The organism is Streptomyces sp. HNM0574 (genome assembly GCF_012726235.1).
Classification (GTDB): domain Bacteria; phylum Actinomycetota; class Actinomycetes; order Streptomycetales; family Streptomycetaceae; genus Streptomyces.
Map to the genome: position 1 here is coordinate 291,922 of NZ_JAASAH010000006.1, position 25,353 is coordinate 317,274.

The 25,353-nt window shown below is 72.7% G+C and carries 21 protein-coding genes; 12 read left to right on the forward strand and 9 right to left on the reverse strand.

Features of this window, described 5'->3' with window-relative positions; all coding sequences use genetic code 11:
• Nucleotides 1-23: 23 nt before the first annotated feature.
• Nucleotides 24-2,342: an FdhF/YdeP family oxidoreductase gene (locus tag HCC30_RS13995; protein WP_169442825.1), complete on the reverse strand. Its 2,319-nt coding sequence runs from the start codon at nucleotides 2,340-2,342 to the stop codon at nucleotides 24-26.
• Between the two features lie 81 nt (nucleotides 2,343-2,423).
• On the reverse strand, nucleotides 2,424-3,560 hold the full coding sequence (locus tag HCC30_RS14000; RefSeq protein ID WP_169442826.1) for an aromatic ring-hydroxylating dioxygenase subunit alpha: 1,137 nt from the start codon (nucleotides 3,558-3,560) through the stop codon (nucleotides 2,424-2,426).
• A 630-nt stretch (nucleotides 3,561-4,190) separates the two neighbouring features.
• Between HCC30_RS14000 and HCC30_RS14005 the strand changes: the two genes are divergently transcribed.
• From HCC30_RS14005 to HCC30_RS14010, 3 genes are read left to right on the forward strand one after another with little or no spacing between them, the layout of a single operon-like run.
• A complete protein-coding gene (locus HCC30_RS14005) occupies nucleotides 4,191-4,511 on the forward strand; it encodes a bifunctional 3-phenylpropionate/cinnamic acid dioxygenase ferredoxin subunit (protein ID WP_169442827.1) in 321 nt (106 codons plus the stop codon).
• On the forward strand, nucleotides 4,508-4,654 hold the full coding sequence (locus HCC30_RS28620; protein ID WP_240979554.1) for a hypothetical protein: 147 nt from the start codon (nucleotides 4,508-4,510) through the stop codon (nucleotides 4,652-4,654). Before HCC30_RS14005 ends, HCC30_RS28620 begins: the two co-directional genes overlap by 4 nt.
• Nucleotides 4,655-4,657: 3 nt before the next feature.
• On the forward strand, nucleotides 4,658-5,407 hold the full coding sequence (locus HCC30_RS14010) for an NAD(P)/FAD-dependent oxidoreductase (protein WP_240979555.1): 750 nt from the start codon (nucleotides 4,658-4,660) through the stop codon (nucleotides 5,405-5,407).
• A gap of 216 nt (nucleotides 5,408-5,623) precedes the next feature.
• Here the strand turns inward: HCC30_RS14010 and purU are convergent, their stop codons facing one another.
• Complete coding sequence (purU, locus tag HCC30_RS14015; protein ID WP_169442828.1) at nucleotides 5,624-6,472, reverse strand: formyltetrahydrofolate deformylase; 849 nt, start codon at nucleotides 6,470-6,472, stop codon at nucleotides 5,624-5,626.
• Nucleotides 6,473-6,494: 22 nt separating this feature from the next.
• Entirely contained in the window at nucleotides 6,495-7,865 is a 1,371-nt protein-coding gene (locus HCC30_RS14020; RefSeq protein WP_169442829.1) for an L-serine ammonia-lyase, read from the reverse strand.
• Between the two features lie 155 nt (nucleotides 7,866-8,020).
• Between HCC30_RS14020 and HCC30_RS14025 the strand changes: the two genes are divergently transcribed.
• Nucleotides 8,021-8,704 (forward strand): GntR family transcriptional regulator, encoded by a 684-nt coding sequence (locus HCC30_RS14025; RefSeq protein WP_346776624.1) that lies wholly within the window; start codon nucleotides 8,021-8,023, stop codon nucleotides 8,702-8,704.
• A 57-nt stretch (nucleotides 8,705-8,761) separates the two neighbouring features.
• Here the strand turns inward: HCC30_RS14025 and HCC30_RS14030 are convergent, their stop codons facing one another.
• The 5 genes from HCC30_RS14030 to HCC30_RS14050 all read right to left on the reverse strand — a co-directional run bounded on the left by HCC30_RS14030 (nucleotide 8,762) and on the right by HCC30_RS14050 (nucleotide 14,602).
• On the reverse strand, nucleotides 8,762-9,676 hold the full coding sequence (locus tag HCC30_RS14030) for a bifunctional 5,10-methylenetetrahydrofolate dehydrogenase/5,10-methenyltetrahydrofolate cyclohydrolase (RefSeq protein ID WP_169442831.1): 915 nt from the start codon (nucleotides 9,674-9,676) through the stop codon (nucleotides 8,762-8,764).
• Nucleotides 9,673-10,293: a cyclodeaminase/cyclohydrolase family protein gene (locus tag HCC30_RS14035; RefSeq protein ID WP_169442832.1), complete on the reverse strand. Its 621-nt coding sequence runs from the start codon at nucleotides 10,291-10,293 to the stop codon at nucleotides 9,673-9,675. Before HCC30_RS14035 ends, HCC30_RS14030 begins: the two co-directional genes overlap by 4 nt.
• Nucleotides 10,294-10,360: 67 nt before the next feature.
• A complete protein-coding gene (locus HCC30_RS14040) occupies nucleotides 10,361-12,829 on the reverse strand; it encodes an FAD-dependent oxidoreductase (protein WP_169442833.1) in 2,469 nt (822 codons plus the stop codon).
• A 70-nt stretch (nucleotides 12,830-12,899) separates the two neighbouring features.
• On the reverse strand, nucleotides 12,900-13,520 hold the full coding sequence (locus HCC30_RS14045; RefSeq protein WP_169442834.1) for an MBL fold metallo-hydrolase: 621 nt from the start codon (nucleotides 13,518-13,520) through the stop codon (nucleotides 12,900-12,902).
• Nucleotides 13,517-14,602, reverse strand: a complete 1,086-nt coding sequence (locus HCC30_RS14050; RefSeq protein WP_169442835.1) for an S-(hydroxymethyl)mycothiol dehydrogenase — start codon at nucleotides 14,600-14,602, stop codon at nucleotides 13,517-13,519. Before HCC30_RS14050 ends, HCC30_RS14045 begins: the two co-directional genes overlap by 4 nt.
• Nucleotides 14,603-15,077: 475 nt before the next feature.
• Here HCC30_RS14050 and glyA point away from each other — a divergent pair, with 475 nt between their 5' ends.
• From glyA to HCC30_RS14090, 8 genes are all read left to right on the forward strand, one after another.
• Nucleotides 15,078-16,427 (forward strand): serine hydroxymethyltransferase, encoded by a 1,350-nt coding sequence (glyA, locus tag HCC30_RS14055; RefSeq protein ID WP_169442836.1) that lies wholly within the window; start codon nucleotides 15,078-15,080, stop codon nucleotides 16,425-16,427.
• Entirely contained in the window at nucleotides 16,424-17,644 is a 1,221-nt protein-coding gene (locus tag HCC30_RS14060) for a sarcosine oxidase subunit beta family protein (RefSeq protein WP_169442837.1), read from the forward strand. Before glyA ends, HCC30_RS14060 begins: the two co-directional genes overlap by 4 nt.
• 19 nt (nucleotides 17,645-17,663) lie before the next feature.
• Nucleotides 17,664-17,972 (forward strand): sarcosine oxidase subunit delta, encoded by a 309-nt coding sequence (locus tag HCC30_RS14065; protein WP_169442838.1) that lies wholly within the window; start codon nucleotides 17,664-17,666, stop codon nucleotides 17,970-17,972.
• A complete protein-coding gene (locus HCC30_RS14070) occupies nucleotides 17,969-20,914 on the forward strand; it encodes a sarcosine oxidase subunit alpha family protein (protein WP_169442839.1) in 2,946 nt (981 codons plus the stop codon). Before HCC30_RS14065 ends, HCC30_RS14070 begins: the two co-directional genes overlap by 4 nt.
• On the forward strand, nucleotides 20,907-21,560 hold the full coding sequence (locus tag HCC30_RS14075; protein ID WP_169442840.1) for a sarcosine oxidase subunit gamma family protein: 654 nt from the start codon (nucleotides 20,907-20,909) through the stop codon (nucleotides 21,558-21,560). The genes HCC30_RS14070 and HCC30_RS14075 overlap by 8 nt, the downstream gene beginning before the upstream one ends.
• Before the next feature lie 1,101 nt (nucleotides 21,561-22,661).
• Nucleotides 22,662-22,949, forward strand: coding sequence for a hypothetical protein (locus HCC30_RS14080; protein ID WP_169442841.1), 288 nt, complete (start codon nucleotides 22,662-22,664; stop codon nucleotides 22,947-22,949).
• A gap of 560 nt (nucleotides 22,950-23,509) precedes the next feature.
• Nucleotides 23,510-24,547 carry a methyltransferase domain-containing protein gene (locus tag HCC30_RS14085; RefSeq protein ID WP_169442842.1) on the forward strand — a complete coding sequence of 346 codons (1,038 nt, stop codon included), beginning with the start codon at nucleotides 23,510-23,512 and terminating at the stop codon, nucleotides 24,545-24,547.
• A 21-nt stretch (nucleotides 24,548-24,568) separates the two neighbouring features.
• Nucleotides 24,569-25,324: a hypothetical protein gene (locus tag HCC30_RS14090; RefSeq protein ID WP_169442843.1), complete on the forward strand. Its 756-nt coding sequence runs from the start codon at nucleotides 24,569-24,571 to the stop codon at nucleotides 25,322-25,324.
• Nucleotides 25,325-25,353 lie beyond the last annotated feature (29 nt).

Below are 25,353 nucleotides of genomic sequence, written 5' to 3' on the forward strand. Positions count from 1 at the left end.
TCCCGGAGGCGGCGCCGGGCTCCTCAGGCCCCGTGCCCGCTGCGTCGGTTCCCGCCGCCGGCCGCCTCCAGCCGGACGACGACGCCCTTCGAGGTGGGGGTGTTGCTGATGTCGGCGACGCTGTCCAGCGGGACGAGGACGTTCGTCTCCGGGTAGTACGCGGCCGCCGACCCCGGCGGGGTCGGGTAGGCGACGGCGCGGAACGCCGGGGCCCGCCGCTCCACCCCGCCGTACCGGAGGCCGACCAGATCGACGAGGGCGCCGTCCGCGAGGCCGGACGCCGCCAGGTCGGCCGGATTGACGAGAACCACGCGCCGGCCGCCCCTGATCCCCCGGTAGCGGTCGTCCGGGGCGTAGGGCACGGTGTTCCACTGGTCGTGCGAGCGGAGGGTCTGCAACAGCAGGTGCCCCGGCGGCACTTCGGGCACGACGAGCTCGTTCACGGTGAGGACGGCGGTGCCGCCCGGGGTGCGGAACTCCCCGCGGTTGACGGGCTGGGGCAGCCGGAAGCCGCCGGGGGCGCGGACGCGGGTGTTGAAGTCCTCGAAGCCCTCGACGACCCGCGCGATCCGGTCCCGGACGGTGTCGTAGTCCGCCTCGAAGTCCGCCCAGGGAATCCCCGGCGACGGCGCCAGCACCTTGCGGGCCAGCCGGCTGACGATGCTCACCTCGCTCAGCAGCCGTCCGGACGCGGGCGCCAGCCGGCCCCGGGTGGCGTGCACCTCGCTCATGGAGTCCTCGACGGTCATGAACTGCTCGCCGCCCGCCTGGACGTCCCGGTCGCTGCGGCCGAGCGTCGGCAGGATCAGCGCTGTACGGCCGCACACGGTGTGCGAGCGGTTGAGTTTCGTCGAGACGTGGGCCGTCAGCCGGCAGGTGCGCAGGGCGCGTTCGGTGGCCTCGCTGTCCGGCGAGGCCCGGACGAAGTTGCCCGCGAAGCCGAGGAAGACGCGGGCCCGGCCGTCCCGCATGGCGCGGATGGCGTCCACCGAGTCCAGGCCGTGCGCCCGGGGCGGGGTGAACCCGAACTCGCGCCCGAGCGCGTCCAGGAACGCCCCGGGCATCCGCTCCCAGATGCCCATCGTGCGGTCGCCCTGGACGTTGCTGTGCCCGCGCACCGGGCACACCCCGGCGCCCGGGCGGCCGATGTTGCCGCGCAGCAGCAGGAAGTTGACGACCTCCCGGATGGTGGGCACGCCGTGCTTGTGCTGCGTCAGTCCCATCGCCCAGCACACCACGACGCTCCGGCTGCGCAGCACCCGCGCGTGCACGTCCTCGATCTCCTCGCGGGTCAGGCCGGTGGCCGCCAGCACCGCGTCCCAGGAGGTCGTCCTGATGTGCGCGGCGAAGGCGTCGAAGCCGGAGGTGTGCGCGTCGAGGAAGGCCCGGTCCAGCACCGTGCCGGGGTGCCGGTCCTCGGCCTCCAGGAGGAGCAGGTTCAGCGCCTGGAAGAGGGCGAGGTCGCCGCCGGGACGGATCTGCAGGAACCGGTCGGCGATCTCCGTGCCCCGGCCGAGCAGCCCGCGCGCCTTCTGCGGGTGCTTGAACCGCAGCAGCCCCGCCTCGGGCAGCGGGTTGACGGCCACGACCTGCCCGCCCCGCCGCTTGGTCTCCTCCAGCGCGGACAGCATGCGCGGATGGTTGGTGCCCGGGTTCTGGCCGACGACGAACACCAGGTCGGACGCGTGGAGGTCGTCGAGGCTCACGCTGCCCTTGCCGGTGCCCAGGGTCTCCTGGAGCGCGGCGCCGCTGGACTCGTGGCACATGTTGGAGCAGTCGGGCAGGTTGTTGGTGCCGAAGGCCCGCGCGAACAGCTGGAGCAGGAAGGCCGGTTCGTTGGCCAGCCTCCCCGAGGTGTAGAAGAGCGCCTCGTCCGGCGAGTCCAGCCCGCGCAGTTCACCGGCGACGAGCTCCAGGGCCTCGTCCCAGCCGATCGGCTCGTAGTGCTCGCCGCCCTCGCGCAGCACCATCGGCTCGGTGAGGCGCCCCTGCTGGTTCAGCCAGCGGTCGGACCTCCGGGCCAGCTCCCGGACGGGGTGCCGCCGGAAGAATTCCGCGCTGACCCGGCGCGAGGTGGCCTCGTCGGCGACGTGCTTGGCGCCGTTCTCGCAGTACTCGTTCCGGTGCCGCTCGCCCGGGCGGGGGTCGGGCCAGGCGCAGCCGGGGCAGTCGAAGCCCCGCGGCTGGTTGACGCCGAGCAGCGTCAGCGCGGTGCGCCGCGGCGAGGTCTGCCCGAGGGCGTAGCCGAGCGCGTGCGCGACGGCGGGCGCCCCGGTCGCCCAGGTCTTCGGCGGGGACACCTCCGGGGCGTCCTCCTCGTCCCGTTCGTCGGCCTCGCGCATGCGGTCACACCTCGTCGGCTCGTGCGGGCGGTCGGGTCCGCCGGCCGGTCGGGTGTCTCCCGGCGGCCGGCGGTGCGGGGGTCAGCCCGCGGCCTCCTCCTTCGCCAGCCGGGTCTGCAGCCAGGTGTGGAACTCGCCGATGTGGTGCTCGCTGGGGACGAGGACGCCGCCGGCCGCGTAGCCGCGGGAGCCCATGCCGAGCTGGGTGCGCTCGCAGGCGTCGAAGTCCTGCTGGTTGACGCGGTGGAAGAGCTCGACGGAGCGCTCCACGTCCTTGCCGCCCGCCACCACGTCCGGGAGGTAGAGCCAGTCGCACTCCACCATCGTGCGGTCGGCCGCCATCGGGTACATCCGGTGGAAGATCACATGGTCGGGCACCAGGTTGACGAAGACCTGCGGCCGGACGGTGATCGCGTAGTAGCGGCGGTCCTGTTCCTCGGTGACGCCGGGAATCCGGTCCAGCCCCTCGGAGCCGTCCACGGTGAAGCCCTTGGCCTCCTCGGAGAACTCGGCGCCGTGGCCCACGTAGTACTGCGCCGCCAGCCCGTCCGCGAACTCGGGGAGCACCTCGGTGAGTTCGGGGTGGATGGTGGCGCAGTGGTAGCACTCCATGAAGTTCTCGATGATGAGCTTCCAGTTGGCCCGCACGTCGTAGGTGACCCGCCGGCCCACCTGGAGCCCGTCGATGCCGTAGTGGTCGATCGCCTCCCGGTCGCCGAGCCGTTCGGCCACCGCGCCGGCCACCTCCTCCTCGAAGGAGGGCGGTTCCTCGGCCAGACACACCCACACGTGGCCGAGCCACTCGCGGACGTGCACGGAGATCAGGCCGTAGGTGCCGCGGTCGATGTCCGGCATGGAGGTCAGGTTCGGGGCGGCGACGAGCTTGCCGTCCAGGCCGTAGGTCCAGGCGTGGTACGGGCACTGGAAGTTGCGCTTGACCTCGCCGGACTCCTGGGTGCACAGCCGGGCGCCGCGGTGCCGGCAGATGTTGAGGAAGGCGCGCACCGAGCCGTCCCGTGAGCGGGTGACGAGCACGCTCTCCCGGCCGACCTGCACGGTGCGGAACCGCCCGGGTTTGTCCAGCTCGTCGGCGCGGACGGCGCAGAACCACATCCGCTCGAACAGGTGTTGCTGCTCCCGGGCGAAGAAGGCCGCGTCCGTGTAGGTGTCGCCGGGAAGCGTGGCGATGAGGCTGGGAGGAAGGCTGGTGAGGGACATCGTGCAACCTTTCGGCAAGCGGTCGGACACGCACTCGGCGGCAGGGGAAAGGGCGAAGGGGAGCCCGCTGCGGGGGAGTTGGCGCTCGTCGCGGGCAGGGCGCAAGGGTGCCGCCCCGTGGCGGCCGGGCTACGGGGCGGACGGCGGGGCGGTGGGAGCGGAGGGAACGGCAGCTGTGCGGGCCGGACCGGTCGTCCGGCTGTTTCGTACTGCGCATCACGTTGCGTTGTGAGAAACGGTGCGGCAGGGGTCGGCCGACTGTCAAGAGAGTCGCGGGAGTTGCCGGTCAGTAGGTGTGAAGCCCCTGGTCAGGAGCGGGATTCGGGAGCTTCGGCGGGCCGCTTTCCGGGGGCCCGGGCGGCGGTCCCCCATGTCGCCGCGCCGGCACGGGAGTTGCCCTCGGGCCGTTCCCGGCACCCTCTTGACAACGCCGGGGGCGCGCGGAAATTCTGTTCCGCGATGCGATGACCGTTGCGCATGACGGAACGCGTGGCGGGTCTTCCGGCACGCGCCGACGCTCCGCGCTTCCCCGGTGTCCCGCCGGCGGCCGGCCCCGGCCCTCCGGGCCCGGCTCCCCGGGCGGCCGCCTCTCCCTTTTCTCCCGTCGGGCAACCGAACCCGGAGGTTTCCATGATCACGGTGTGTCCCCTGGAGGACCTGCCACCCGGCGAATCCGTGCGCGTCACGGAGGGGGTGCCGGTCCCCGTAGCGGTCTTCAACGCGGACGGCACGCTGTACGCGATCGACGACACCTGCACCCACCAGGACGCCTCGCTCTCCGACGGCTTCCTGGAGGGCTGCTTCGTCGAATGCCCGCTGCACGAAGCCTTCTTCGACCTGCGCACCGGGCGCCCCACCTGCCCGCCGGCCCGGAAGCCGGTGCGCACCCACGAGGTCTCCGTGGCCGACGGCCACGTGATGCTGCACGTCACCGTGAGGGAGCCCGCATGAGGACAATCACCGTCGTCGGCGCCGAGCGGCACCGCCCGTACGACCGTCCGCCGCTGTCGAAGGGCTTCCTCGAAGGTGCCTTCGACGCCGCCGCGCTGGAGCCCGGGGACGCGGACGACCACGAAGTCCTCGGCGCCGACTGACTGTTGGGCGAGCGCGCGGTACGCCTCGACCCCGCGGCCCGGACGGTCGAGCCGGCGGGCCACCGGCGACGTCGTCGCCCCGGGCCTCTGCCCGGCGCCGAGGGGCTCGCCGGCGTCCACACGCTCCGGACCCTCGACGACGCCCTCGCGCTCCGCGCCGGCCTGCTGCGCGGCCCGCAGCGCGTGGTCGTCCTCGGCGCCGGGTTCATCGGCGCCGAGGTGGCCTCGACGGCCCGCGGCCCCGGGCTGGACGTGACCGTCGTCGACCCGGTCGAGGTGCCGCAGGAGCGCGCCCTCGGCCGCGAGACGGGCACCGTCTGCGCGGCCCTGCACGCGGACCACGGCGTCCGGCTCGTGCACGACCGGACGGCCGGCTTCACCGGCGTACGCCTCGCCGGGGGCGAAGTGCTGCCCGCCGACACCGTCCTGGTGGGCGTCGGCGTCCGGCCCGCGGCCGGCCGGCTCGCGGGCCCGGGCGTCCGCGTGGACGACGGGGTGGTCTGCGACGCGGGCTGTGCCGCGAGCGTCCCGCGGGTGGTCGCCGTCGGCGACGTCGCCCGCCGCCCCGACCCGTTCACCGGCCGGCCCGCGCGCGTCGAGCATTGGAGCACCGCCATGGAGCAGGCGGGCCGCGCGGCCAGGAGGCTGCTGACGGGGTCTCCTCGCCCGAGGTCGTCGAGGGGGACGTCGGGAGCCGGTCCTTCGCCGCCGTCCACCGCCGGGAGGACGCACCCGTCGCGGTGCTGTCGATGAACCGGCCCAAGCCGTTCAACCGGCTCCGGCGCACGCTCGTCTCACCGGCAGCGGCGGTCGCCGCCGCCTGACCGGCCGGGGACGTACCCCGGAGAAGCGGAGAGGGCCGGCCCCGTCCCGGGGCCGGCCCTCCTGCGTGCCGGAGTCCGCGCCGGGGCAGCCCTGTCGGGCGTTCCCCGCACGCCGGACGTGCGGGGAACGCCCCGGGGCCGGGAGTCAGCGGAAGACCACCGTGCTGTCCCCGTTGAGCAGCACCCGGCGCTCGCAGTGCCAGCGCACCGCGCGGGCCAGCGCGAGCGCCTCGGCGTCGCGCCCCACGGCCTGCAGCGTGTGCGGCTCGTAGGTGTGGTCGATGCGGGTGACCTCCTGCTCGATGATCGGGCCCTCGTCCAGGTCGGGCGTGACGTAGTGCGCCGTCGCGCCGACGAGCTTGACGCCCCGCTCGTACGCCTGGTGGTAGGGCCTGGCGCCCTTGAAGCCGGGCAGGAACGAGTGGTGGATGTTGATCGCCCGGCCGTGCAGCGCCTTGCAGGTCCGGTCGGACAGCACCTGCATGTACCGGGCGAGGACGACGAGTTCGGCCTCGTACGCGTCGACCAGCTCCAGCAGCCGGGCCTCGGCCTCCGGCTTGGTGTCCTTGGTGACCGGGACGTGGACGAAGGGCAGCCCGGCGGCCTCGGCCATCGGGCGCAGGTCCTGGTGGTTGGAGACGACGGCGACGATGTCGCCGCCGAGGATGCCGGCCCGCCACCGGTAGATCAGGTCGTTCAGGCAGTGCCCCAGCTTGGACACCATGACCACCATGCGGGCGTTGCGGTGCGGCGAGAAGCGGTAGTCCATCCCGAAGTCCGCGGCCACGGGCTCGAATCCGCGCGCCGTCTGAGCCAGGTCGACCTCGTGGTCGGCGGTGACCCGGGTACGCAGGAACAGCCGCCCGCGCACCGGGTCGTCGAACTGCTGGTGCTCGCCGATGTCGCAGCCGTTCTCGAACAGGTAGGCACTCACCGCGCGGACGATGCCGGTGCGGTTCGGGCAGCTCAGGGTGAGGGTGAAGGAACGGGTCACGGGGGTCTCCTCAGCGGTCCACTCAGCATTCGACGATGTTCAGAGCCAGCCCGCCGCGGGCGGTCTCCTTGTACTTGTCCTTCATGTCGGCGCCCGTCTCGCGCATCGTCAGAATCGCCTTGTCCAGCGAGACGTGGTGGGCGCCGTCGCCGCGCAGCGCCATGTGCGCGGCGGTGATGGCCTTCACCGAGGCCACCGCGTTCCGTTCGATGCAGGGGATCTGCACCAGGCCGCCGACCGGGTCGCAGGTCAGGCCGAGGTTGTGTTCGATGCCGATCTCCGCGGCGTTCTCCACCTGTTCGGGGGTGCAGCCGATGATCTCGGCGAGCCCCGCCGCGGCCATCGAGCAGGCGGAGCCGACCTCGCCCTGGCAGCCGACCTCGGCCCCGGAGATGGAGGCGTTCTCCTTGAACAGCAGCCCGACGGCGCCCGCGGTGAGCAGGAAGCGCACCGCGTCCTCCTCGGAGAACGGCAGGAAGCGCAGCGCGTAGTGCAGCACCGCGGGCACGATCCCGGCGGCGCCGTTGGTCGGTGCCGTCACCACCCGGCCGCCCGCGGCGTTCTCCTCGTTCACCGCGAGCGCGTAGAGCGTCACCCAGTCCAGCGCGTCCAGTCCTCCGGCCGGGCCCGTCCCGGACTCCAGGCCGGCGCGGAGCTGGGCCGCGCGGCGGCGGACCCGCAGCCCGCCGGGCAGCACGCCCGTGGTCCGGGTGCCGCGCTCGACGCACTCCCGCATCACCGACCAGATGTGCAGCAGCCCGGAGCGGATCTCCTCCTCGCCGCGCCAGGACCGTTCGTTGGCCAGCATGATGTCGCTGATCCGCAGGCCGGTGCGGCGGGTCAGCGCGAGCAGCTCGTCGCCGGTGGTGAACGGGTACCGGACCGGGGTGGCGTCCTCCACCGGCACCGGGCGCCCTGCCTCGTCCTCGTCCAGGACGAAGCCGCCGCCGACCGAGTAGTACGCGCGGCGGGCGAGTTCGGCGCCGCCGGCGTCGGCGGCGGTGAACAGCATCCCGTTGGTGTGGAAGTCCAGCCGTCCCCGGCGGTGCAGGACGACGTCCTCCTCGACCGAGAAATCGATCTTGTGCTCGCCGCCGAGGCTGATCCGCCCCTCCTCGCGGACGGCCGCGACCGCGGGCCCGGCGGCCACCGGGTCGACCAGATGCGGCTGTTCACCGGTGAGGCCCAGCACGACGGCCGGCACGCTGCCGTGGCCGTGCCCGGTGGCGCCGAGCGAGCCGAACAGTTCGCAGCGCAGCGACGCCGTCCGGGCCAGCGCGCCCGTCTCGCGCAGCCGGGAGACGAAGCGGAAGGCCGCGCGCATCGGTCCGACCGTGTGCGAACTGGAGGGCCCGATACCGACCTTGAACAGGTCGAACACGGAAATCGTCATGTGCGCTCCTCTGCGCGCCTGCGCGGCCGGCCGCCGCGGCGGGTGGGAAGGGTGCGGGTGTGCGTGCCGGGAACGTCAGGGAAGCCGTCAACGCCCCGTCCGGGCCGGTGAGATGGCCATGTCACCGGCCGGGGGCAGGGCCTAGGATGAGGTCCGTGACTGCCGCACCCCAGGAACGCCAGGGCCGCCCGGAAGCCCCCTCGGCCCCCGTCTCGCAGGCCGACCGGGCGTACGCCGCCATACAGGACCGGCTGATCATGCTCGACCTGCCGCCCCTCGAACCCATCGACGAGGTACGGCTGATGGAGGCGCTGGAGATGGGCCGGACGCCGGTGCGCGAGGCACTCAAGCGCCTGGAGGGGGACCGGCTGGTGGTCTCGTACCCCCGGCGGGGCACGTTCGCCACCGGCGTGGACATCACCGATCTCGCGTACATCTCCGAGATCCGCTGCGAGCTCGAACCGCTGGCCGCCTTCCGGGCCGCCGAGACCGCCGGCGCGCACGCCCGCGCCGAACTCGGCGAACTGGCCGACGAGACCGACGGGCTGGACGTCCGCTCGATGGAGCGCGGCGAGCTCATGCGCTGGGACCTGCGGGTGCACCGGGCCATCTACCGGGCGTCGGGCAACCACTACCTGGAGGACTCGCTGGTCCGCTACAACAACCTCGCCACGCGGATCTTCTGCCTGTTCCTGGACCGCATGGAGCACTTCGACCGGCACGTGGGCGAGCACACGGCCTTGCTGCGGGCGATCGCCCTCCGCAGGCCCGACGAGGCCGAACACCTCGCCCACGAGCACGTCGTCGGCTTCGAGAAGGCTGTCCGGGCGGTCATCTGACGCGCCCCGCCTCCCCGCACTCCGTACCGCCCCCGTTCCGTCCACCGGTCCGCGGCCTCACACGTCGTGACCGCGCGCGGCGGACCGGACCGTGTGCCGGAGCAGCAGCGCCGTGGTGACCGGGCCCACCCCGCCGGGGACGGGCGTCAGTCCGCCGGCCCGGCCCTCGACCCCGGCCGCGTCCACGTCCCCGGCGAGCCCGCCGTCCACGGTGGGGTTGGTGCCGACGTCGACGACGACGGCGCCGGGCTTGACGTGGTCGGCGGTGATCAGCCCCATCCGGCCGGCCGCGACGACCAGGACGTCGGCGGGCCGGGTGAGTGCGGCGAGGTCCTTGGTGTGCCGGTGGCAGACCGTCACCGTCGCGTCCCGTTGCAGGAGCAGCTGGGCGACGGGCTTGCCGACGACGTTGGACCGTCCGACGACCACGGTGTCGTGCCCGGCGAGCGGCACGTCGTGGTGGTCGAGCAGGGCCAGCACGGCGGCCGCCGTGGCCGGTGCGAAGGCGGGCAGTCCGGCGGCGAGGCGGCCCAGCGAGAGCGGGTTGGCGCCGTCCACGTCCTTCTCCGGGGCGATCGCGGAGGCCAGCTCCTCGAAGTGCACGCCCGGGGGCAGCGGCGTCTGGAGCATGATCCCGTGCACCGCCGGGTCGGCGCTCAGCGCCGCGAGGCGGGCCCTGATCTGCCACGGTCCGGCCTCCGCGCCCAGGTCGACGACCTCGCACTGGATGCCCGTCCTGGCCGCGGCCCGGGCGATCGAGCGCACGTACCAGGCGCTGGACTCGTCCTCGGTGGCGACCACGACGGCCAGCCGCGGCTGCGTGCCCTGGGCGGTCAGCGCGGCGGCCGCCCCGGTCACCCGGGTACGGAGGTGCCGGGCGAGTTCGGTGCCGCCGAACACGGTGGTGCCGACGGCCCGCTGCGGGGAAGTGAGCCGGGGGTCGGTGGTGGCGGAGGTCTGCTGAGGGGTCATCGGAGAATCAGCTCCCGGACGGCGGCGGTGACCTTTTCGGCGCGGGCGGTGAGGTCGTCGACGGTGGCGATGCCCTCGGTCAGTTCCGCGCGGGCGGCGGCATCGGTGATGCCGCCGAGGTTGATCTCGACGTTGACGCGCGCGGAGGAGGCGGCCGCTCCGGCGGCGTCGGCCGCGGTGGCGATGTCGCTGACGACGTTGCGGTTCCCGACCGGCAGCAACTCCTCGGCCAGGCCGACGAGTTGCGCGCAGACCGCCACCAGGGCGGCCGGCACCCGGCCGGCGCCGACGAGCGCCGCACCGATCGCGCGGGACCTGGCGGCCCTCTCCTCCCCGGTGGCACGCGGCAGCCCGTACGCGGCGCCGACCTCGGCGAACGCCGCGGCGTCCTCCTCGGCCAGCGACAGGGCCAGCTCCCGGTGCCGCTCGGCGGCCTCGCGGACGGCGCCGACGGCGGCGGCGTGCTCCGCGTACCTCGGGCCGTCGCTGTACCGGGCGACCATCTCGATCAGCGCGGCCGCCTGGGCCGCCTGGAGCGCGGCGCTGGCACCACCGCCCGGAGCGGGGGTGCGCGCGGCGAGGGTGTGCAGGAACGTGTCGACGGTGTCCGTGCGCATGGGCGTGACCTTTCACGCTCGGGCCGGGGAGGAGCCCGACGGGCCCTCCCCGGGCGGTGGTTGGCGCTCAGCGGCGGATACGGGTCATCTCCGGGTCGAACAGCGGCTCGGCGGCGACGGTGGCCCGCACCCTGCGCCCGAAGTACTGGATCTCGACGGAGGTGCCGACCGGCACCGCGGGCAGCCAGGCGTACGCGATCGGCCTGCCGACGGTGTGGCCGAACGCGGCCGAGGTGACGTACCCGGCGGGCTCGCCGTCCAGGAACACCGGCTCGTGGCCCAGCACGACGCTGCGCCCGTCGTCCACCGTCAGACAGGTCAGACGGCGGGTGACGGTGTCCTCGCCGAGGCCCTCCAGCGCCTCCCGGCCGGTGAACGCGCCCTTGTTCTTCGGCCGCACCGCGAACCCGACACCGGCCTCGTACGGGTTGTGCTCGGTGGTCATGTCGGCGCCCCAGGAGCGGTAACCCTTCTCCAGCCGCAGGCTGTTGAAGGCGCCGCGCCCGGCGGCGATCACCCCGTGCTCCTGGCCGGCCCGCCACAGCACGTCCCACAGCTTCGGGCCGTACTCGGCGCCCGTGTAGATCTCCCAGCCGAGCTCGCCCACGTAGGACAGCCGCATCGCGGTGACCGGAATCCCCGCGATCCGCGCGGACTTGCAGCGGAAGAACTTCAGGCCCTCGTGCGAGAAGTCGTCCTCGCTGAGCGGCTGGACCAGATCCCGGGCCCGCGGGCCCCACACCCCGACGCAGCAGGTGCCGCCGGTGATGTCCCGCAGCCGGACGCTGCCGTCGGCCGGAGCCTCGCGGCGGAAGTGGTCCAGATCGATGTTGCTGTTGGCGCCGACCTGGAACAGGTCCCGCTCCAGCCGGGCGACGGTGAGGTCGCTGCGGACGCCGCCCGCCTCGTCCAGCGCCAGCGTGTACGTCACCGAGCCGACGGACTTGTCCATCTTCCCGCTGGTCAGCCGCTCCAGGAGGGCCACCGCACCCGGGCCGCCCACCTCGATCCGCTTGAGCGGCGTCATGTCGTACAGCGCGACCGCGGTACGCGTCCGCCACGCCTCGGCGGCCACGACCGGCGAGTGGAACATCGCCGACCAGGCGTCCCGCGAGGGCGGCTGCCAGGCCGGCGGAAGCTCTTTCACCAGCGCGGCGTTGGCCTCGTACCAGTGCGGGCGCTCCCAGCCGTGGGACGGCAGGAACACCGCGCCCAGCTCCTTCTGCCGGGCGTGGAACGGGCTCACCCGCAGCTCGCGCGGGGAGAGCTTGGGCTGGAGGGGGTGCAGCACGTCGTACACCTCGACGAAGTTCTGCTGCGCGGTCTCCCGGACGTACTCCTCGGTGGTCTCGATCTCGTCGAAGCGGTGCACGTTGCAGCCGTGCAGATCCAGCTCGCTGCGGCCGTCGACGAGCAACTGCGCGACGGAACGGGCCACTCCGGCGGAGTGCGTCACCCAGACCGCCTCCGCGATCCAGAAGCCGGACACCGAGGGCGACTCGCCGATCAGCGGCCCGCCGTCGGGCGTGAAGGACATGACGCCGTTGAACCCGGACTCGACCTTGGCCTCGCGCAGCCCCGGCAGCAGCGTCCGGCTGTGCTCCCAGGACGCGGCGAAGTCCTCCTCCGTGAACGGCAGCATCGAGGGCATCGCCGACTCGGTGGGGCCCGTCTCCGTCCCCGGCAGCTCGGACACCCGCACCGGCATCGGCCGGTGCGCGTAGCTGCCGATGCCCAGGCAGTCGTGGTGCTCGCGGTAGTACAGATCGCGGTCCTGGTGGCGGAGGATCGGCAGGCGCGCGTCCGTCCCCCCGTCGTTCCGGCCGGTCAGCTCGGGCACCTGGCCGGTGCGCACGTACTGGTGCGCCAGCGGCAGCAGCGGCACCCGCATGCCCACCATGTCGCCCACCACCTGGCCCCAGAAACCGGCACAGGAGACCACGATGTCGGCCGGGACCTCGCCGTCGTCGGTGCGGACGCCGGTGACCCGGCCGTCGGTGTGGCTGATCCCGGTGACCCGGGCCGAGCCGCGGAACTCGGCGCCGCGCGCCTCGGCCCGGCGGGCGAGCGCGACGACCGCGCGCGCGGCGCTCGCCAGCCCGTCCGTCGGCGTGTGCAGCCCGCCCAGCACCTGCTCCGGGTCGAGCAGCGGGTGCAGCCGGGCGCACTCCTCGGGCCCGACGACCTCGCCGGGCAGGCCCCAGGAGGCCGTCCAGCCCTGCTTGCGGTGCAGGTCGGCGAGGCGTTCCGGGGTGGTGGCGACCTCCAGGCCGCCGACCTGGTTGAAGCACGGCGCCCCCTCGCCCTCCAGGCCCAGCAGCTTCTCGACGGTGTATCCGGCGAACGCCGTCATCGTCTTCGAGGGGCTGGTCTGGTACACCAGCCCCGGCGCGTGCGAGGTCGAGCCGCCGGTGAGCGGCAGCGGCCCCTGGTCGAGGACGGTGACGCGGTTCCAGCCGCGTGCGGTGAGCTCGTCGGCCAGGTTCGCCCCGACGATGCCGGCTCCGATGATGACGACGCGTGGAGTGGTACGCATGCTGGTCTCTCCTAAGGAACGGGACGGAACGACCGCTGGGGGGAGGTCGGTTCGGCCGGCTGCGCGTGCGCTACGGGAGGTGGCCGCGTTCGGCGGCGATGGTGGTGTCGGGGCCGTGGCCGGTGTGCACCACGGTGTCGCCGGGCAGGCGGAACAGCTTCTGCCGGATCGACTCCACGATCACGCCGTGATCGCTGAAGGACCGTCCGGTGGCCCCGGGGCCGCCGCGGAAGAGGGTGTCCCCGGTGAACACCACGCCCAGCTCCGGCACGTGGAAGCAGACGGCGCCCGGCGCGTGGCCCGGGGTGTGCAGCACCTCCAGGGAGACCCCGGCGGCCTTCAGCGTCTCGCCGTCGGCCAGGTCCGAGTCCCAGGTGCGGCCGGGGTGGGTCAGCCGCCACACCGGCGCGTCGTCGGGGTGCAGCAGGACCGGGGCGCCGGTGCGGGCGGCCAGTTCGGGGGCCACGCGGACGTGGTCGTCGTGCGCGTGCGTGCACAGCACGGCCGTCACCCGGCGGCCGGCGACGACGTCGAGGATGCGGTCCACGTCGTGCGGCGCGTCGAGCACGACGCACTCCCGGTCGTCCCCGAGCACCCACAGGTTGTTGTCGACCTGGTGGGTCTCGCCGTCGAGCGAGAAGGTGCCGGAGACGACGGCGTGGTCGATGCGTACTGCTCCGGGGCGGTTCACAGCAGCACCACCGAGCGGAGCACGTCGCCGCGGTGCATCCGGCCGAACGCGGCCTCGACGTCGTCGAGTCCGATCTTCTCGGTGACGAAGGCGTCGAGGTCGAGCCGGCCCTGCTGGTACAGCTCGATCAGCGTCGGGAAGTCCCGCGAGGGCAGGCAGTCCCCGTACCAGCTGGACTTGAGGGAGCCGCCCCGGCCGAAGAGGTCGATCAGCGGGATGTCGGGCAGCTTCATGTCCGGCGTGGGCACGCCGACGAGGACCAGGGTGCCCGCCAAGTCCCTTGCGTAGAAGGCCTGTTCGTAGGTCTCGGGGCGGCCCACGGCGTCGATCACGACATCGGCGCCGTGCCCGCCGGTGAGTGCGCGGACGGCCTCGACCGGGTCCGTTTCCCCGCTGTTGACGGTGTCGGTGGCGCCCATCTCCCGCGCCCAGGTCAGCTTCCGGTCGTCGATGTCGACGGCGATGATCCGGGACGCGCCCGCGAGCCGGGAACCGGCGACCGCGGCGCTGCCGACCCCGCCGCAGCCGATCACGGCCACGCTCATGCCGCGCGAGACGCCGCCGGTGTTGAGCGCGGCACCGAGCCCGGCCATCATCCCGCACCCCAGCAGCCCGGCGGCGGTCGGCGAGGCGCTCGGGTCGACCTTGGTGCACTGCCCGGCGTGCACCAGCGTCTTCTCGGCGAAGGCGCCGATGCCCAGCGCGGGGGAGAGCTCGGTGCCGTCCCCGAGCGTCAGCCGCTGCGTCGCGTTGTGCGTGGCGAAGCAGTACCAGGGCTCACCGCGGGTACAGGCGCGGCACTGGCCGCACACGGCACGCCAGTTGAGGACGACGAAGTCCCCCGGGGCCACGGAATCCACGCCCTCCCCGACGGACTCCACGATGCCGGCGGCCTCGTGGCCCAGCAGGAAGGGGAACTCGTCGTTGATGCCGCCCTGCCGGTAGTGCAGGTCGGTGTGGCAGACGCCGCAGGCCTGCACGGACACGACCGCCTCGCCGGGGCCGGGGTCGGGGACGCGGATGGTCTCCACGGTCACGGGGGCGTCTTTCGCCAGGGCGACGACGGCGCGGACCTCTTGCATGGCTGAACTCCTGTGGTTCGTCGCGGGGCTGCGGGCGTACCTGCGTGCGGGACGGTGCCGGCGGCGGCCCGGCGATCCGGGGCCGGCCGGTGCGGAGTGGGGGTGGTGACGGTGCGCGAGAGGTGGATCGGGGGCCGAACGGCCGCCTGTGCGGGGCCTGTTGGACTGCGGGGAACAGCAGTGTTGCGCAACTGATATATCAACCTACGAGGAAGGTATGGCCGCCGGTTCCGACGCGTCAAGGGCTTCACCCCATCGGGTGGCACGGCGCCGATCTCCCGCTCCCCGGCGGCCTGTTGGGCACCCGCCCCGACCTGCCCGGATGCCCGCTCGAAGCGCTTCGACGGCGCCAACTCGCGCCCACCGGGCGGCATCCCGCGCACCCGGACCCTTGACCTTGTCCGTCAACTGGCCCTACGTTGCCGCCAGGTTGATATATCAGTGGTACGCCAAAGCCCCTGAGGTGATGACCGTCATGGCAGAGAACCCTTCGCCGAGCCGGACCGGCTCCCCCGATTCCCCCTCGCTCCTCGACCGGAGCCTGGCCGAACTCGACCCGCAGGTGCACGAAGCCGTCCGCGAGGAACTCCGGCGGCAGCGGTCGACGCTGGAGATGATCGCCTCGGAGAACTTCGCCCCCGCCGCCGTCATGGAGGCACAGGGCTCGGTCCTCACCAACAAGTACGCCGAGGGCTACCCGGGCCGCCGCTACTACGGCGGCTGCGCACACGTCGACGTCGTCGAACGGCTCGCCGTCGACCGCGTGAAGGCCCTGTTCGGAGCCGAGGCGGCGAACGTCCAGCCGCACTCCGGCGCCCAGGCCAACGCCGCCGCCATGGCCGCCCTGCTGGAGCCGGGCGACACCATCATGGGGCTCGACCTCGCGCACGGCGGCCACCTCACGCACGGCATGCGGCTCAACTTCTCCGGCAGGCTCTACGACGTCGTGCCGTACCACGTACGCGACTCCGACTTCCGGGTCGACATGGACGAGGTCGAGCAACTCGCCCTCGCACACCGGCCGAAGCTGATCGTCGCGGGCTGGTCGGCGTACCCGCAGCAGCTGGACTTCGCCGCCTTCCGGCGGATCGCGGACGAGGTCGGTGCGCTGCTCATGGTCGACATGGCGCACTTCGCCGGTCTCGTCGCCGCCGGCCTGCACCCCTCGCCGGTGCCGTACGCGGACGTCGTCACCACCACCACGCACAAGACCCTCGGCGGTCCGCGCGGCGGTGTGATCCTGTCCAGGAAGGAGTACGCGAAGAAGATCAACTCGGCGGTCTTCCCCGGCCAGCAGGGCGGCCCGCTGGAGCACGTCATCGCCGCCAAGGCCGTGGCCTTCAAGGTCGCCGCCTCCGAGGAGTTCCGCGAACGGCAGCGGCGCACCCTCGCCGGGGCACGGGCGCTCGCCGGCCGCCTGCTGGCCGACGACGTCGCCGAGTCCGGCGCCACGGTGCTCACCGGCGGCACGGACGTCCACCTCGTCCTCGTCGACCTGCGCAACAGCGAACTCGACGGCCGCCAGGCCGAGGACCGGCTCCACGAGATCGGCATCACCGTCAACCGCAACGCGGTGCCGAACGACCCGCGCCCGCCGATGGTCTCCTCGGGACTGCGGATCGGCACCCCGGCCTTGGCCGCGCGGGGGTTCGGCACCCAGGAGTTCCGCGAGGTCGCCGACATCGTCGCGGCCGTCCTCAAGGCGGAACACCTCACGGAGGAACAGGCCGCGCTGCTGCGCGGACGCGTCACCGCGCTGGCCGAGAAGTTCCCGCTGTACGCCGACCAGGGCGACGGCACCGCCCCGAACGGAGCGACCGGATGACCACCGAACCCCTGCCGGAGCACCCGGACTTCCTGTGGCGCAGCCCGGACCCGAAGCCCTCCTACGACGTGGTGATCATCGGGGCCGGCGGCCACGGCCTGACCACCGCCTACTACCTCGCCAAGGAACACGGCATCACCAACGTCGCCGTGCTGGAGAAGGGCTGGCTCGCGGGCGGCAACATGGCCCGCAACACCACCATCATCCGCTCCAACTACCTGTGGGACGAGAGCGCCGCCCTGTACGAGAAGGCGCTGAAGCTGTGGGAGACCTGGCCCGAGGAGCTGGAGTACGACTTCCTCTTCAGCCAGCGCGGTGTGCTCAACCTGGCGCACACCCTCCAGGACGTCCGCGAGGGCGTCCGCCGGGCAGGCGCCAACCGGCTCAACGGCGTCGACTCCGAATGGCTGGAGCCCGACGAGGTCGCCAAGGTCTGCCCGATCCTCAACGTCTCCCAGGACACCCGCTATCCCGTGCTGGGCGGCACCTTCCAGCCGCGGGCCGGCATCGCCAAGCACGACCACGTCGCCTGGGCACTGGCCCGCAAGGCCGACGAGATGGGCGTCGACCTCATCCAGAACTGCGAGGTCACCGGCTTCGTCAAGGACGGCGACCGGGTCGTCGGCGTCGAGACCAGCCGCGGACGCATCGCCGCAGGACGGGTCGGCATGGCCGCGGCGGGACACAGCAGCGTCCTGGCCGAGCTGGCCGGCTTCCGGCTGCCCATCCAGTCCCACCCCCTCCAGGCCCTGGTCTCCGAACTGCACGAACCGGTCCACCCGACGGTCGTGATGTCCAACCATGTGCACGTCTACGTCTCCCAGGCGCACAAGGGCGAGCTGGTGATGGGCGCGGGCGTGGACCAGTACACCGGGTACGGGCAGCGCGGCGCCTTCCACGTCATCGAGCAGCAGATGGCCGCCGCCGTCGAACTGTTCCCCGTCTTCGCCCGCGCGCACGTGCTGCGCACCTGGGGCGGCATCGTGGACGTCACGCCGGACGCCTCCCCGGTGATCGGCCCGACGCCGCTGGAGAACCTCTTCGTCACCTGCGGCTGGGGCACCGGCGGCTTCAAGGCCACCCCGGCCGCCGGATTCACCTTCGCGCACACCATCGCCACCGGCACCCCGCACCCGCTCAACGCCCCCTACGGGCTGGAGCGGTTCGCCACCGGCGCGCTGATCGACGAGCACGGTGCCGCAGCCGTCGCCCACTGAGACCGGAAGGAGGCACACCGTGCTGCAGATCCCCTGCCCGTGGTGCGGGCCGCGCGACGAGACCGAGTACCACTACGGCGGCCAGGCCCACGTCCCCTACCCGGAGGACCCCGGCGAGCTGAACGACCAGGAGTGGGCCGAGTACCTCTTCTTCCGCGACAACCCCAAGGGCCCCCGCGCCGAGCGCTGGATGCACGGCGCAGGATGCCGCCGCTGGTTCAACGCCCTCCGCGACACGGCCACTTACGAGGTGCTGGCCGTCTACCGGCCCGACGCGCCCCGCCCCGCCGTCCACCCGTCCCGCGAGCACGCCGGAGCGAGCCGATGACCGACCGGAGAGACCCCACCGAACAGCCGGGCCGGCTTCCCCGCGGTGGCCGCCTGAACCGCGACCGCCTCCTCCGCTTCACCCTCGACGGCCGCGAGCTGACGGGCCACCCCGGCGACACCCTCGCCTCCGCCATGCTGGCAGGCGGTCTGCTGGAGACGGCCCCTTCGCTCTACCGCGGCCGCCCCCGGGGCCTCGTCTCCGCCGGGGTCGAGGAGCCGAACGCGCTGGTCCGGGTCACCCTCGCGGGCTGCGCCGAGTCGATGCTGCCCGCCACCGCCGTCGAGCTGTTCGACGGACTGACCGCGCAGACCCTCTCCGGCATGGGCCGCCTCGACCCCACCCCGGACCCGGCCGTCTACGACAAGAAGTACGTCCACACCGACGTCCTCGTCGTCGGCGCCGGACCTGCCGGGCTGGCCGCCGCCGACAGCGCGGCCCGCGGCGGCGCCCGCGTCATGCTCCTCGACGACCAGCCCGAGCCCGGCGGCTCCCTGCTCTCCGCACCCGGCGAGACCGTCGACGGCCTCCCCGCTGCGGACTGGACGGCGCAGGTCACGGCCCGCCTGAAGGCCGCCCCCGAGGTGACGGTGCTGCCCCGCACCACCGCCTTCGGCGCGTACGACGACAACTACGTGCTGGCCGTGGAGAAGCGCACCGACCACCTCGGCGAGGCCGCGCCCGAGGGCGTCTCGCGGCAGCGCGTGTGGCACGTCCGGGCCCGCCGGGTCGTCCTCGCCACCGGCGCGCACGAACGCCCCCTGGTGTTCGCGGACAACGACCGGCCCGGCGTCATGCTCGCCTCGGCCGTGCGCACCTACGTCAACCGGTACGCGGTGGCACCCGGCTCCCGCGTCGTCGTGGCCACGACCGGTGACAGCGCCTACGACACCGTCGCCGACCTGCACGCGCACGGCATCGAGGTGCGCGCCGTCGTCGACTCCCGGCCCGAACTCAGCGACCGCGCCGGGGAGATCGCCGAGACGACGGGCCTGCGCGTGATCACCGGCAGCGCCGTCGTACGGGCCAAGGGCGAGGGCCGCGTCACCGGCGCCGCCGTCGTCGCGCTCGACACCGACGGGCTGCCCACCGGCGCCGAGGAGTGCCTCGGCTGCGACCTGCTGGCCGTCTCGGGCGGCTGGAGCCCGGTCGTCCACCTGCACAGCCAGCGCCAGGGCCGGCTGCGCTGGGACGAGCCGACGGCGGCCTTCGTGCCCGACGGCGCGGTGCGCGACCAGCACGTCGCCGGCGCGGCACGCGGCACCTTCGGCCTCGGCGGCTGCCTCGCCGAGGGCGCCGCCGCCGGAGCCGAGGCGGCGGCAGCGGCCGGCTTCCCCACCGCGGGGACCTCGGCCGAGGGCGCCGTCCCCCGCGCGGGCACGGACCGCGGCCCCGGCCCCGTCCGGCCCCTGTGGCTGGTCCCCGGCGGCGGGGACACGAAGGGCGACCGGCCCGGCGGCTGGGACACGCACTTCGTCGACCTCCAGCGGGACTCCACCGTCGCCGACATCCACCGCGCGACCGGCGCCGGGATGCGCGGCGTCGAGCACGTCAAGCGCTACACCTCCATCGGCACCGCCAACGACCAGGGCAAGACCTCGGGCGTCAACGCGATCGGCGTCATCGCCGCGGCCCTCGCCGGCGCCGAAGGGCCCGTCCAGCCGGGCGAGTTGGGCACCACCTCCTACCGCGCCCCCTACACCCCCGTGAGCTTCGCCGCCCTCGCCGGACGGGAGCGGGGCGAGCTGTTCGACCCGGAGCGCACCACCTCCATCCACCCCTGGCACGTCGCGCACGGCGCCCTGTTCGAGGACGTCGGGCAGTGGAAGCGGCCCTGGTACTACCCCGTCGGCGACGAGACGATGGACGAGGCCGTGGCTCGCGAGTGCCGCGCGGCCAGGGAGGGCGTCGCGTTCATGGACGCCTCCACCCTCGGCAAGATCGAGATCTGGGGCGCGGACGCGGGCGAGTTCCTCAACCGCCTCTACACCAACGGCTTCAAGAAGCTGAAGCCCGGCATGGCCCGGTACGGCGTCATGTGCAAGCCCGACGGCATGATCTTCGACGACGGGGTCACCCTCCGCCTCGAGGAGGGCCGGTACTTCATGACCACCACCACGGGCGGCGCCGCGAACGTCCTCGACTGGCTGGAGGAGTGGCTCCAGACCGAGTGGCCCGGGCTCGACGTGCACTGCACCTCGGTCACCGAGCAGTGGTCCACCATCGCCGTCGTCGGCCCCCGCTCCCGCGCCGTGCTGTCCTCCCTCGTCCCCGGACTCGACCTCTCCGCCGAGGCGTTCCCCTTCATGGCGATCCGCGAGACCACCCTGGCCTCCGGCATCCCGGCCCGCGTCTGCCGCATCTCCTTCTCCGGCGAGCTGGCGTACGAGATCAACGTCGCCTCCTGGTACGGCCACGCCGTGTGGGAGCAGGTCCACGCCGCGGGGGAGCCCTACGGCATCACCCCGTACGGCACCGAGACGATGCATGTGCTGCGCGCCGAGAAGGGGTTCATCATCGTCGGCCAGGACACCGACGGCACCGTCACCCCGCAGGACGCGGGCATGGGCTGGGTGGTCTCCAAGCTCAAGGACTTCGTCGGCAAACGCTCCTACTCCCGGCCCGACACCGTCCGCGAGGACCGCAAGCAGCTCGTCGGCCTGCTGCCCGCCGACCGCAGCACCCGGCTGCCCGAGGGCGCCCAGATCATCGCCCCCGGCGTGCCCGTCACACCCGAGGAGGGCCCCGTGCCAATGCTCGGCCACGTCACCTCCAGCTACCACAGCCCCGCCCTCGGCAGGCCCTTCGCCCTCGGGCTCGTCGAGGCGGGACGCGACCGGATCGGCGACACCCTCCTCGCCCCCGTCGGCGACGAGCTGGTGCCCGTCGAGGTGGCCGCACCGGTGCTCTACGACCCCGAAGGGACGAAGCGAGATGGCTGAGCACGAAACAGCAGAACCCGGCGCACCGGCGGCCCAACCGGCAGCGGGACCACCGGAGTTGCGCCGCAGCCCCCTGGCGCACCTGCACGCGCGCATGCGTGCCGCGTCCGTCCCCGGCCCGCACGGTGTCTCGCTGGCCGAGTGGCCGTACATCACCATGGTCGACGTACGGGCCGACCCCGGCGCGGAAGTGGCCCGGCGTCTCGAGCGGGTCCTGGGCACCGCGCTCCCACGGCGCTGCGGCGAGACCACCGGCCGCGGCCCGCACACCGTGACCTGGCTCGGGCCCGACGAATGGCTCGTCCTGTCCCAGGCGGACGGCCCCGGCCTGGCGGCCGGACTGCGGGCGGCGCTCGACGGCGGCCCCGGCTCGGTCGTCGACGTCTCCGCGAACCGCACCACGCTCGAACTGCGCGGCGCCCGCGCCCGGGAGGTGCTGGAGAAAGGCTGCCCGCTGGACCTGCACCCCCGCGCCTTCGGCCCGGGCCGGGCGGTGTCGACCACGGTCGGCCCCGTCCCCGTCCTGCTCTGGCAGACCGAGGACACCCCGTCCTACCGCCTCCTGCCCCGCGCCTCCTTCGCCGACTACCTCGCCCGATGGCTCATCGACGCGATGGGGGAGTACCGGACCGCACCCATAGCGTGACGCGGGCGCACAGCACCGGGCCCGGCGTCCGCGCGGGGGCCGGTGCTGAGGGTCGTCCCCCAGGGGGAACGTGCGGCGCCGGCATGGGAGTTGGGCCTGTGGCGTGGCAGGGTGCGGACGGTGGAATGACCGAAGCTGAACGGGGTTGAGCGGGTGCCGGGGTCGACCCAGCGGCACGGTCAGGCCGGCGACTGACCGGCTGTTTCCGGACGTCCACCGTGTCGGAACCACTCCGGCGCCAGGATCGACATCACCGGCGAGTCCGCCCGCTCTCCCGGAACAGCGAGTCACGCAGCACGCCCTTCTCGTAAGCGCGGCGGGCTCGCGGATTGAACGCGTAGCCGTCCAATCGGACGGGTCGCCTCCGTCCGCAGACCGGATCCATGGGTCGTCCTGCTCCCGACGGCTGTCGTACCAGGCACGTATACGCGCGTCATCGGGCACGCCGTCGCCGTGGCTGCCGGTCACCCGTGACACCTCCGCGTCCAGCACGTCCTCCGCCGTGCCCCCTCAGCGACGGCTTGCTGAGGAATCCGGGCGTGACGCATCTCGAACGTGATCACCCATGGCCGGAGTGTGTCCGGCCGATCCGCCCGCCGCTCGCCACCGTCCGGCCACAGCAGCGAAGTCGCCACCGCCGCCGCCCTGTTGACGGCGTGGATCTGCCCGTAGCCCGCGCGGCCGGCATTGAGCGCCCCCTCCCAGGGCAGGCCCCGGCGACCGAGGCGGCCACCAGCGCTAGTCGTACGGGGCCCGGACCCGAGCGCGGTCTCCGAGCACCTGCTGGAAGCAGCGCCTGGACGCAGTGTCCGGCCTTCTGGACGAGGACGAGGCATGACCGAGGACAACGCGGTCACCTGCGAGAAGTTCCTGCCTCACCCGCCGCCGGCGGTGTGGAGGGCCCTGACCGACCCGGCCTGCACGCCCGCTGGCGGGCCGCCGGTGACTCAGGCCCGTCGTAGGCCACCGCTTCACCCTCGACATGCAAGGGCCGGCCCCACGTCCTGAACCGCCTCGGCTCGCTCCTGGGCGAGGCCGCCCAGGGTCCGCGCAAGGACCGGCGAACTCCGCCGCCCGGCCCCGTGGTTAAGCTCTGCGCCCATGTCCTTCCTGTACGGCGGCAGTGCCGAGAGCCTGGAGATGTTCCTGACCAGGGTGAAGTTCTTCGCGCTCGGCTGGGTTCCCGCGTCCCTGGCGCTGGTGTGGTTCCTGAGCCGGGAAGAGGGCTGGCGGATGAGCTTCCTGCTGCTCTGTGCTGGCCCGCCCGTCGCCGCCTGGCTGGGAGTCCGCGCCCAGCGCGAGATCCGTCCCGGCCTCGCCTGGGCCGCGCTGGCCACGGCCCTCGTCCCGTTCGCGCTGATGCTCGCCGTCGAGGCGCTCGCCGCGTAGCCGCCCCCGGCGCGTCCCGCTGACCGGACGCCGCCACCTGGCTCCAACAGGCCCGTACGCACGCCCGGTTGGCGGTTTTCGGCCCCGGTGGTCAGCGCCACCAGGCAGAACACGAGCGATCATGGCTGGTTACAGAGAGCCACTTGAAAGAAATAGAGTGTTCGCTATGGTGTTGGAGGAACACGACAGAGCCGGAACCACCTCACTGCGAGGAGAGGCATGTCTTCTGCCGTAGCCACACCCGTCATCGGCGTCTGCCGCACGCCGTGGCGGTGTCGCACCTTCGGCACCTTCCCGTAACGCCACGATGCACCGGCCGGAGACCGTTCCCGCCGGTCGCAGATTCGGCACCACCCCCCACCGTTTCCTTTCCGGGCCGCCCTGCAAGGGCACCGGCCACCGGCGCCGAGAACCGGCGCCCGACGCATCGGACGTACGCCGCGCCACGGCGGAAGAATGCCGTGAGAACGCCGCACCCCGATGTGTCCCGCAATGCGACGTGTCCCGCACCACGCGATACGTGCTGCCCGGAAGTGCGACCACACATCGAGGAGTTCGGCATGACCCAGTCCATGGATCAGGAAGTCGACGCCTATTCTGCCGGGGTGAGTCACTACTCCTCCCCGGGGCGCAGGGACGCCGTGAAGCGGAAATGGGAGGAGCCGGTCTCTCTCCGCATCATCGAAAAGGCCCTCGCGTTCACCGGGAAGGACGGCCGGCTGCGCGTCGTGGACGTCGGCTGCGGCGCCGGGGACGGACTGCGCCTCATCGACTCCGTCGTCGGGCCGGACGCCGAAATCGCCTATCACGGACTGGACTTGGACGACCGGCTGCTCGCCCTGGCCAAGTCCGAGAACGAGGGACGCGGCGGCGCCCATTTCCACCCGGGCGACATGCGGTACGACATCCCGGACGAGCCAACCGACCTGTACTTCTCGTGCGGCGTCCCGTATTCGCACCTCACCGGCGACGAACTCGAGGACACCCTCAGGTCCGTCATGGAACGCATACGCCGGAACCGGACGCGTTCGGCGATCGTGGTGGACGTGCTGGGCCGGTACTCGCTCGAATGGCAGGAGAAATGGCCCAGTTACCGCTGGGACTACCGGATGAACTTCTTCCAGGACGGCGGCGAGGTGGAACCCACCCCGATGTCCTTCTGGAGTTCGCACGACCTCCTGCAGGTCATCGCCAAGGCGGTCGAGGGCGCCGGAGTACGCGCTTCCTCCGTGGACTTCGTGGACCGTTCCGTCATGGTGGGCCGGCACACGACGACCGGTGAATTCAACCCGGACATCCGCCCCTACCGGAATCTCGTCAACCAGCTGGAAGAGGGCAGGGGCGGGGTGGAGGTGGCCGATCTGTACTTCCCGCGGAAGACGGGCCTCGCGCCCACCCCGGTCATGGCATTCCATCAGGACTTCCGCCGCACATGGAACTCCACCGTGGATGACATATGCGGCGGAGCGGTCACGGTCCCCGAACGGGCCGCGGCCACACTCGCAGGCAAGCTGCGGACGGTGGAGTGGCGCAATGCCCCCGGTCTCGGGGTCGGCCACTCCCTTTCCGCGATCGTAGGCATCGACGGTGCACACTGACCTGCAAGGGGAGGAACAGCCGTGAAGGTCGAGTTCGAGATGGACAGGAGCACGCTCCTGCGCAAGAACGAACACTGGAAGATAGGCAACCTGGGAATCATGCAGATCCAGCATGACTACCCGGGTGAACTCCTCGACACGATCAAGCGCAAGGCGCTCGTCATCAAGGAACAGCAGAGCGCCAACATGCACCTCAATCTGCGCTTCATCCGGAACGCGCAGAAGTACATCCCGGAAATCGCCGAAGTCGTCCACTACCCGGGCCGGTTGGAGGGCCTGAGCGAACTGGCCGGTGAGGAACTGGAGCCCTATCCCTTCACCGTGATCAGCACCGCCATCACCTTCATGGGGCCCGAGGACGGGACGGTGGACTGGCACGGCGACGGCCCGCCGATCACCGAACTCGTCGCGCTGGAGCACGAAGGCGTCACCGGCGGCCGGCTGGAGCTCTACCAGGACGACTTCGAGTCGACCATGGCGGCCGTCCAGGCCGGCGAGACCTTGGACCCCGACCGGGTCCTGCACATCCAGCACAAGGTCGGCAGCAGCATGTTCGGCCAGCTCATGCGGGTGCCGCACCGCACGGAGCCCATGACGAGCGGCACCCGAATCACGCTGACCATGAACCTTCGCTCCGTCGAGAAGCCCTTCATGGACAGCAACCCGATGCACTATCTGGCCGCCGACAACCCCGACTTCGAATGGGTCGACGAGTACGTCGACGACGTGCGCTACCGGCAGCTCCCGGCGTACCTGAAGTACCGGGAATCCCTGTAAGCAGACCGAACGACACGAGGACGACAGGC

Excerpts from the sequence above, each read along its gene's own strand:
- glyA (WP_169442836.1), top strand. The coding sequence starts at position 15,078 with ATGGCAGAGAACCCTTCGCCGAGCCGGACCGGCTCCCCCGATTCCCCC.
- HCC30_RS14030 (WP_169442831.1), bottom strand. The coding sequence starts at position 9,676 with ATGACCCCTCAGCAGACCTCCGCCACCACCGACCCCCGGCTCACTTCC.
- HCC30_RS28620 (WP_240979554.1), top strand. The coding sequence starts at position 4,508 with ATGAGGACAATCACCGTCGTCGGCGCCGAGCGGCACCGCCCGTACGAC.
- HCC30_RS14075 (WP_169442840.1), top strand. The coding sequence starts at position 20,907 with ATGGCTGAGCACGAAACAGCAGAACCCGGCGCACCGGCGGCCCAACCG.
- HCC30_RS14070 (WP_169442839.1), top strand. The coding sequence starts at position 17,969 with ATGACCGACCGGAGAGACCCCACCGAACAGCCGGGCCGGCTTCCCCGC.
- HCC30_RS14080 (WP_169442841.1), top strand. The coding sequence starts at position 22,662 with ATGTCCTTCCTGTACGGCGGCAGTGCCGAGAGCCTGGAGATGTTCCTG.
- HCC30_RS14000 (WP_169442826.1), bottom strand. The coding sequence starts at position 3,560 with ATGTCCCTCACCAGCCTTCCTCCCAGCCTCATCGCCACGCTTCCCGGC.
- HCC30_RS14085 (WP_169442842.1), top strand. The coding sequence starts at position 23,510 with ATGACCCAGTCCATGGATCAGGAAGTCGACGCCTATTCTGCCGGGGTG.
- HCC30_RS14060 (WP_169442837.1), top strand. The coding sequence starts at position 16,424 with ATGACCACCGAACCCCTGCCGGAGCACCCGGACTTCCTGTGGCGCAGC.
- HCC30_RS14005 (WP_169442827.1), top strand. The coding sequence starts at position 4,191 with ATGATCACGGTGTGTCCCCTGGAGGACCTGCCACCCGGCGAATCCGTG.
- HCC30_RS13995 (WP_169442825.1), bottom strand. The coding sequence starts at position 2,342 with ATGCGCGAGGCCGACGAACGGGACGAGGAGGACGCCCCGGAGGTGTCC.
- HCC30_RS14040 (WP_169442833.1), bottom strand. The coding sequence starts at position 12,829 with ATGCGTACCACTCCACGCGTCGTCATCATCGGAGCCGGCATCGTCGGG.
- HCC30_RS14035 (WP_169442832.1), bottom strand. The coding sequence starts at position 10,293 with ATGCGCACGGACACCGTCGACACGTTCCTGCACACCCTCGCCGCGCGC.
- HCC30_RS14050 (WP_169442835.1), bottom strand. The coding sequence starts at position 14,602 with ATGCAAGAGGTCCGCGCCGTCGTCGCCCTGGCGAAAGACGCCCCCGTG.
- HCC30_RS14020 (WP_169442829.1), bottom strand. The coding sequence starts at position 7,865 with ATGACGATTTCCGTGTTCGACCTGTTCAAGGTCGGTATCGGGCCCTCC.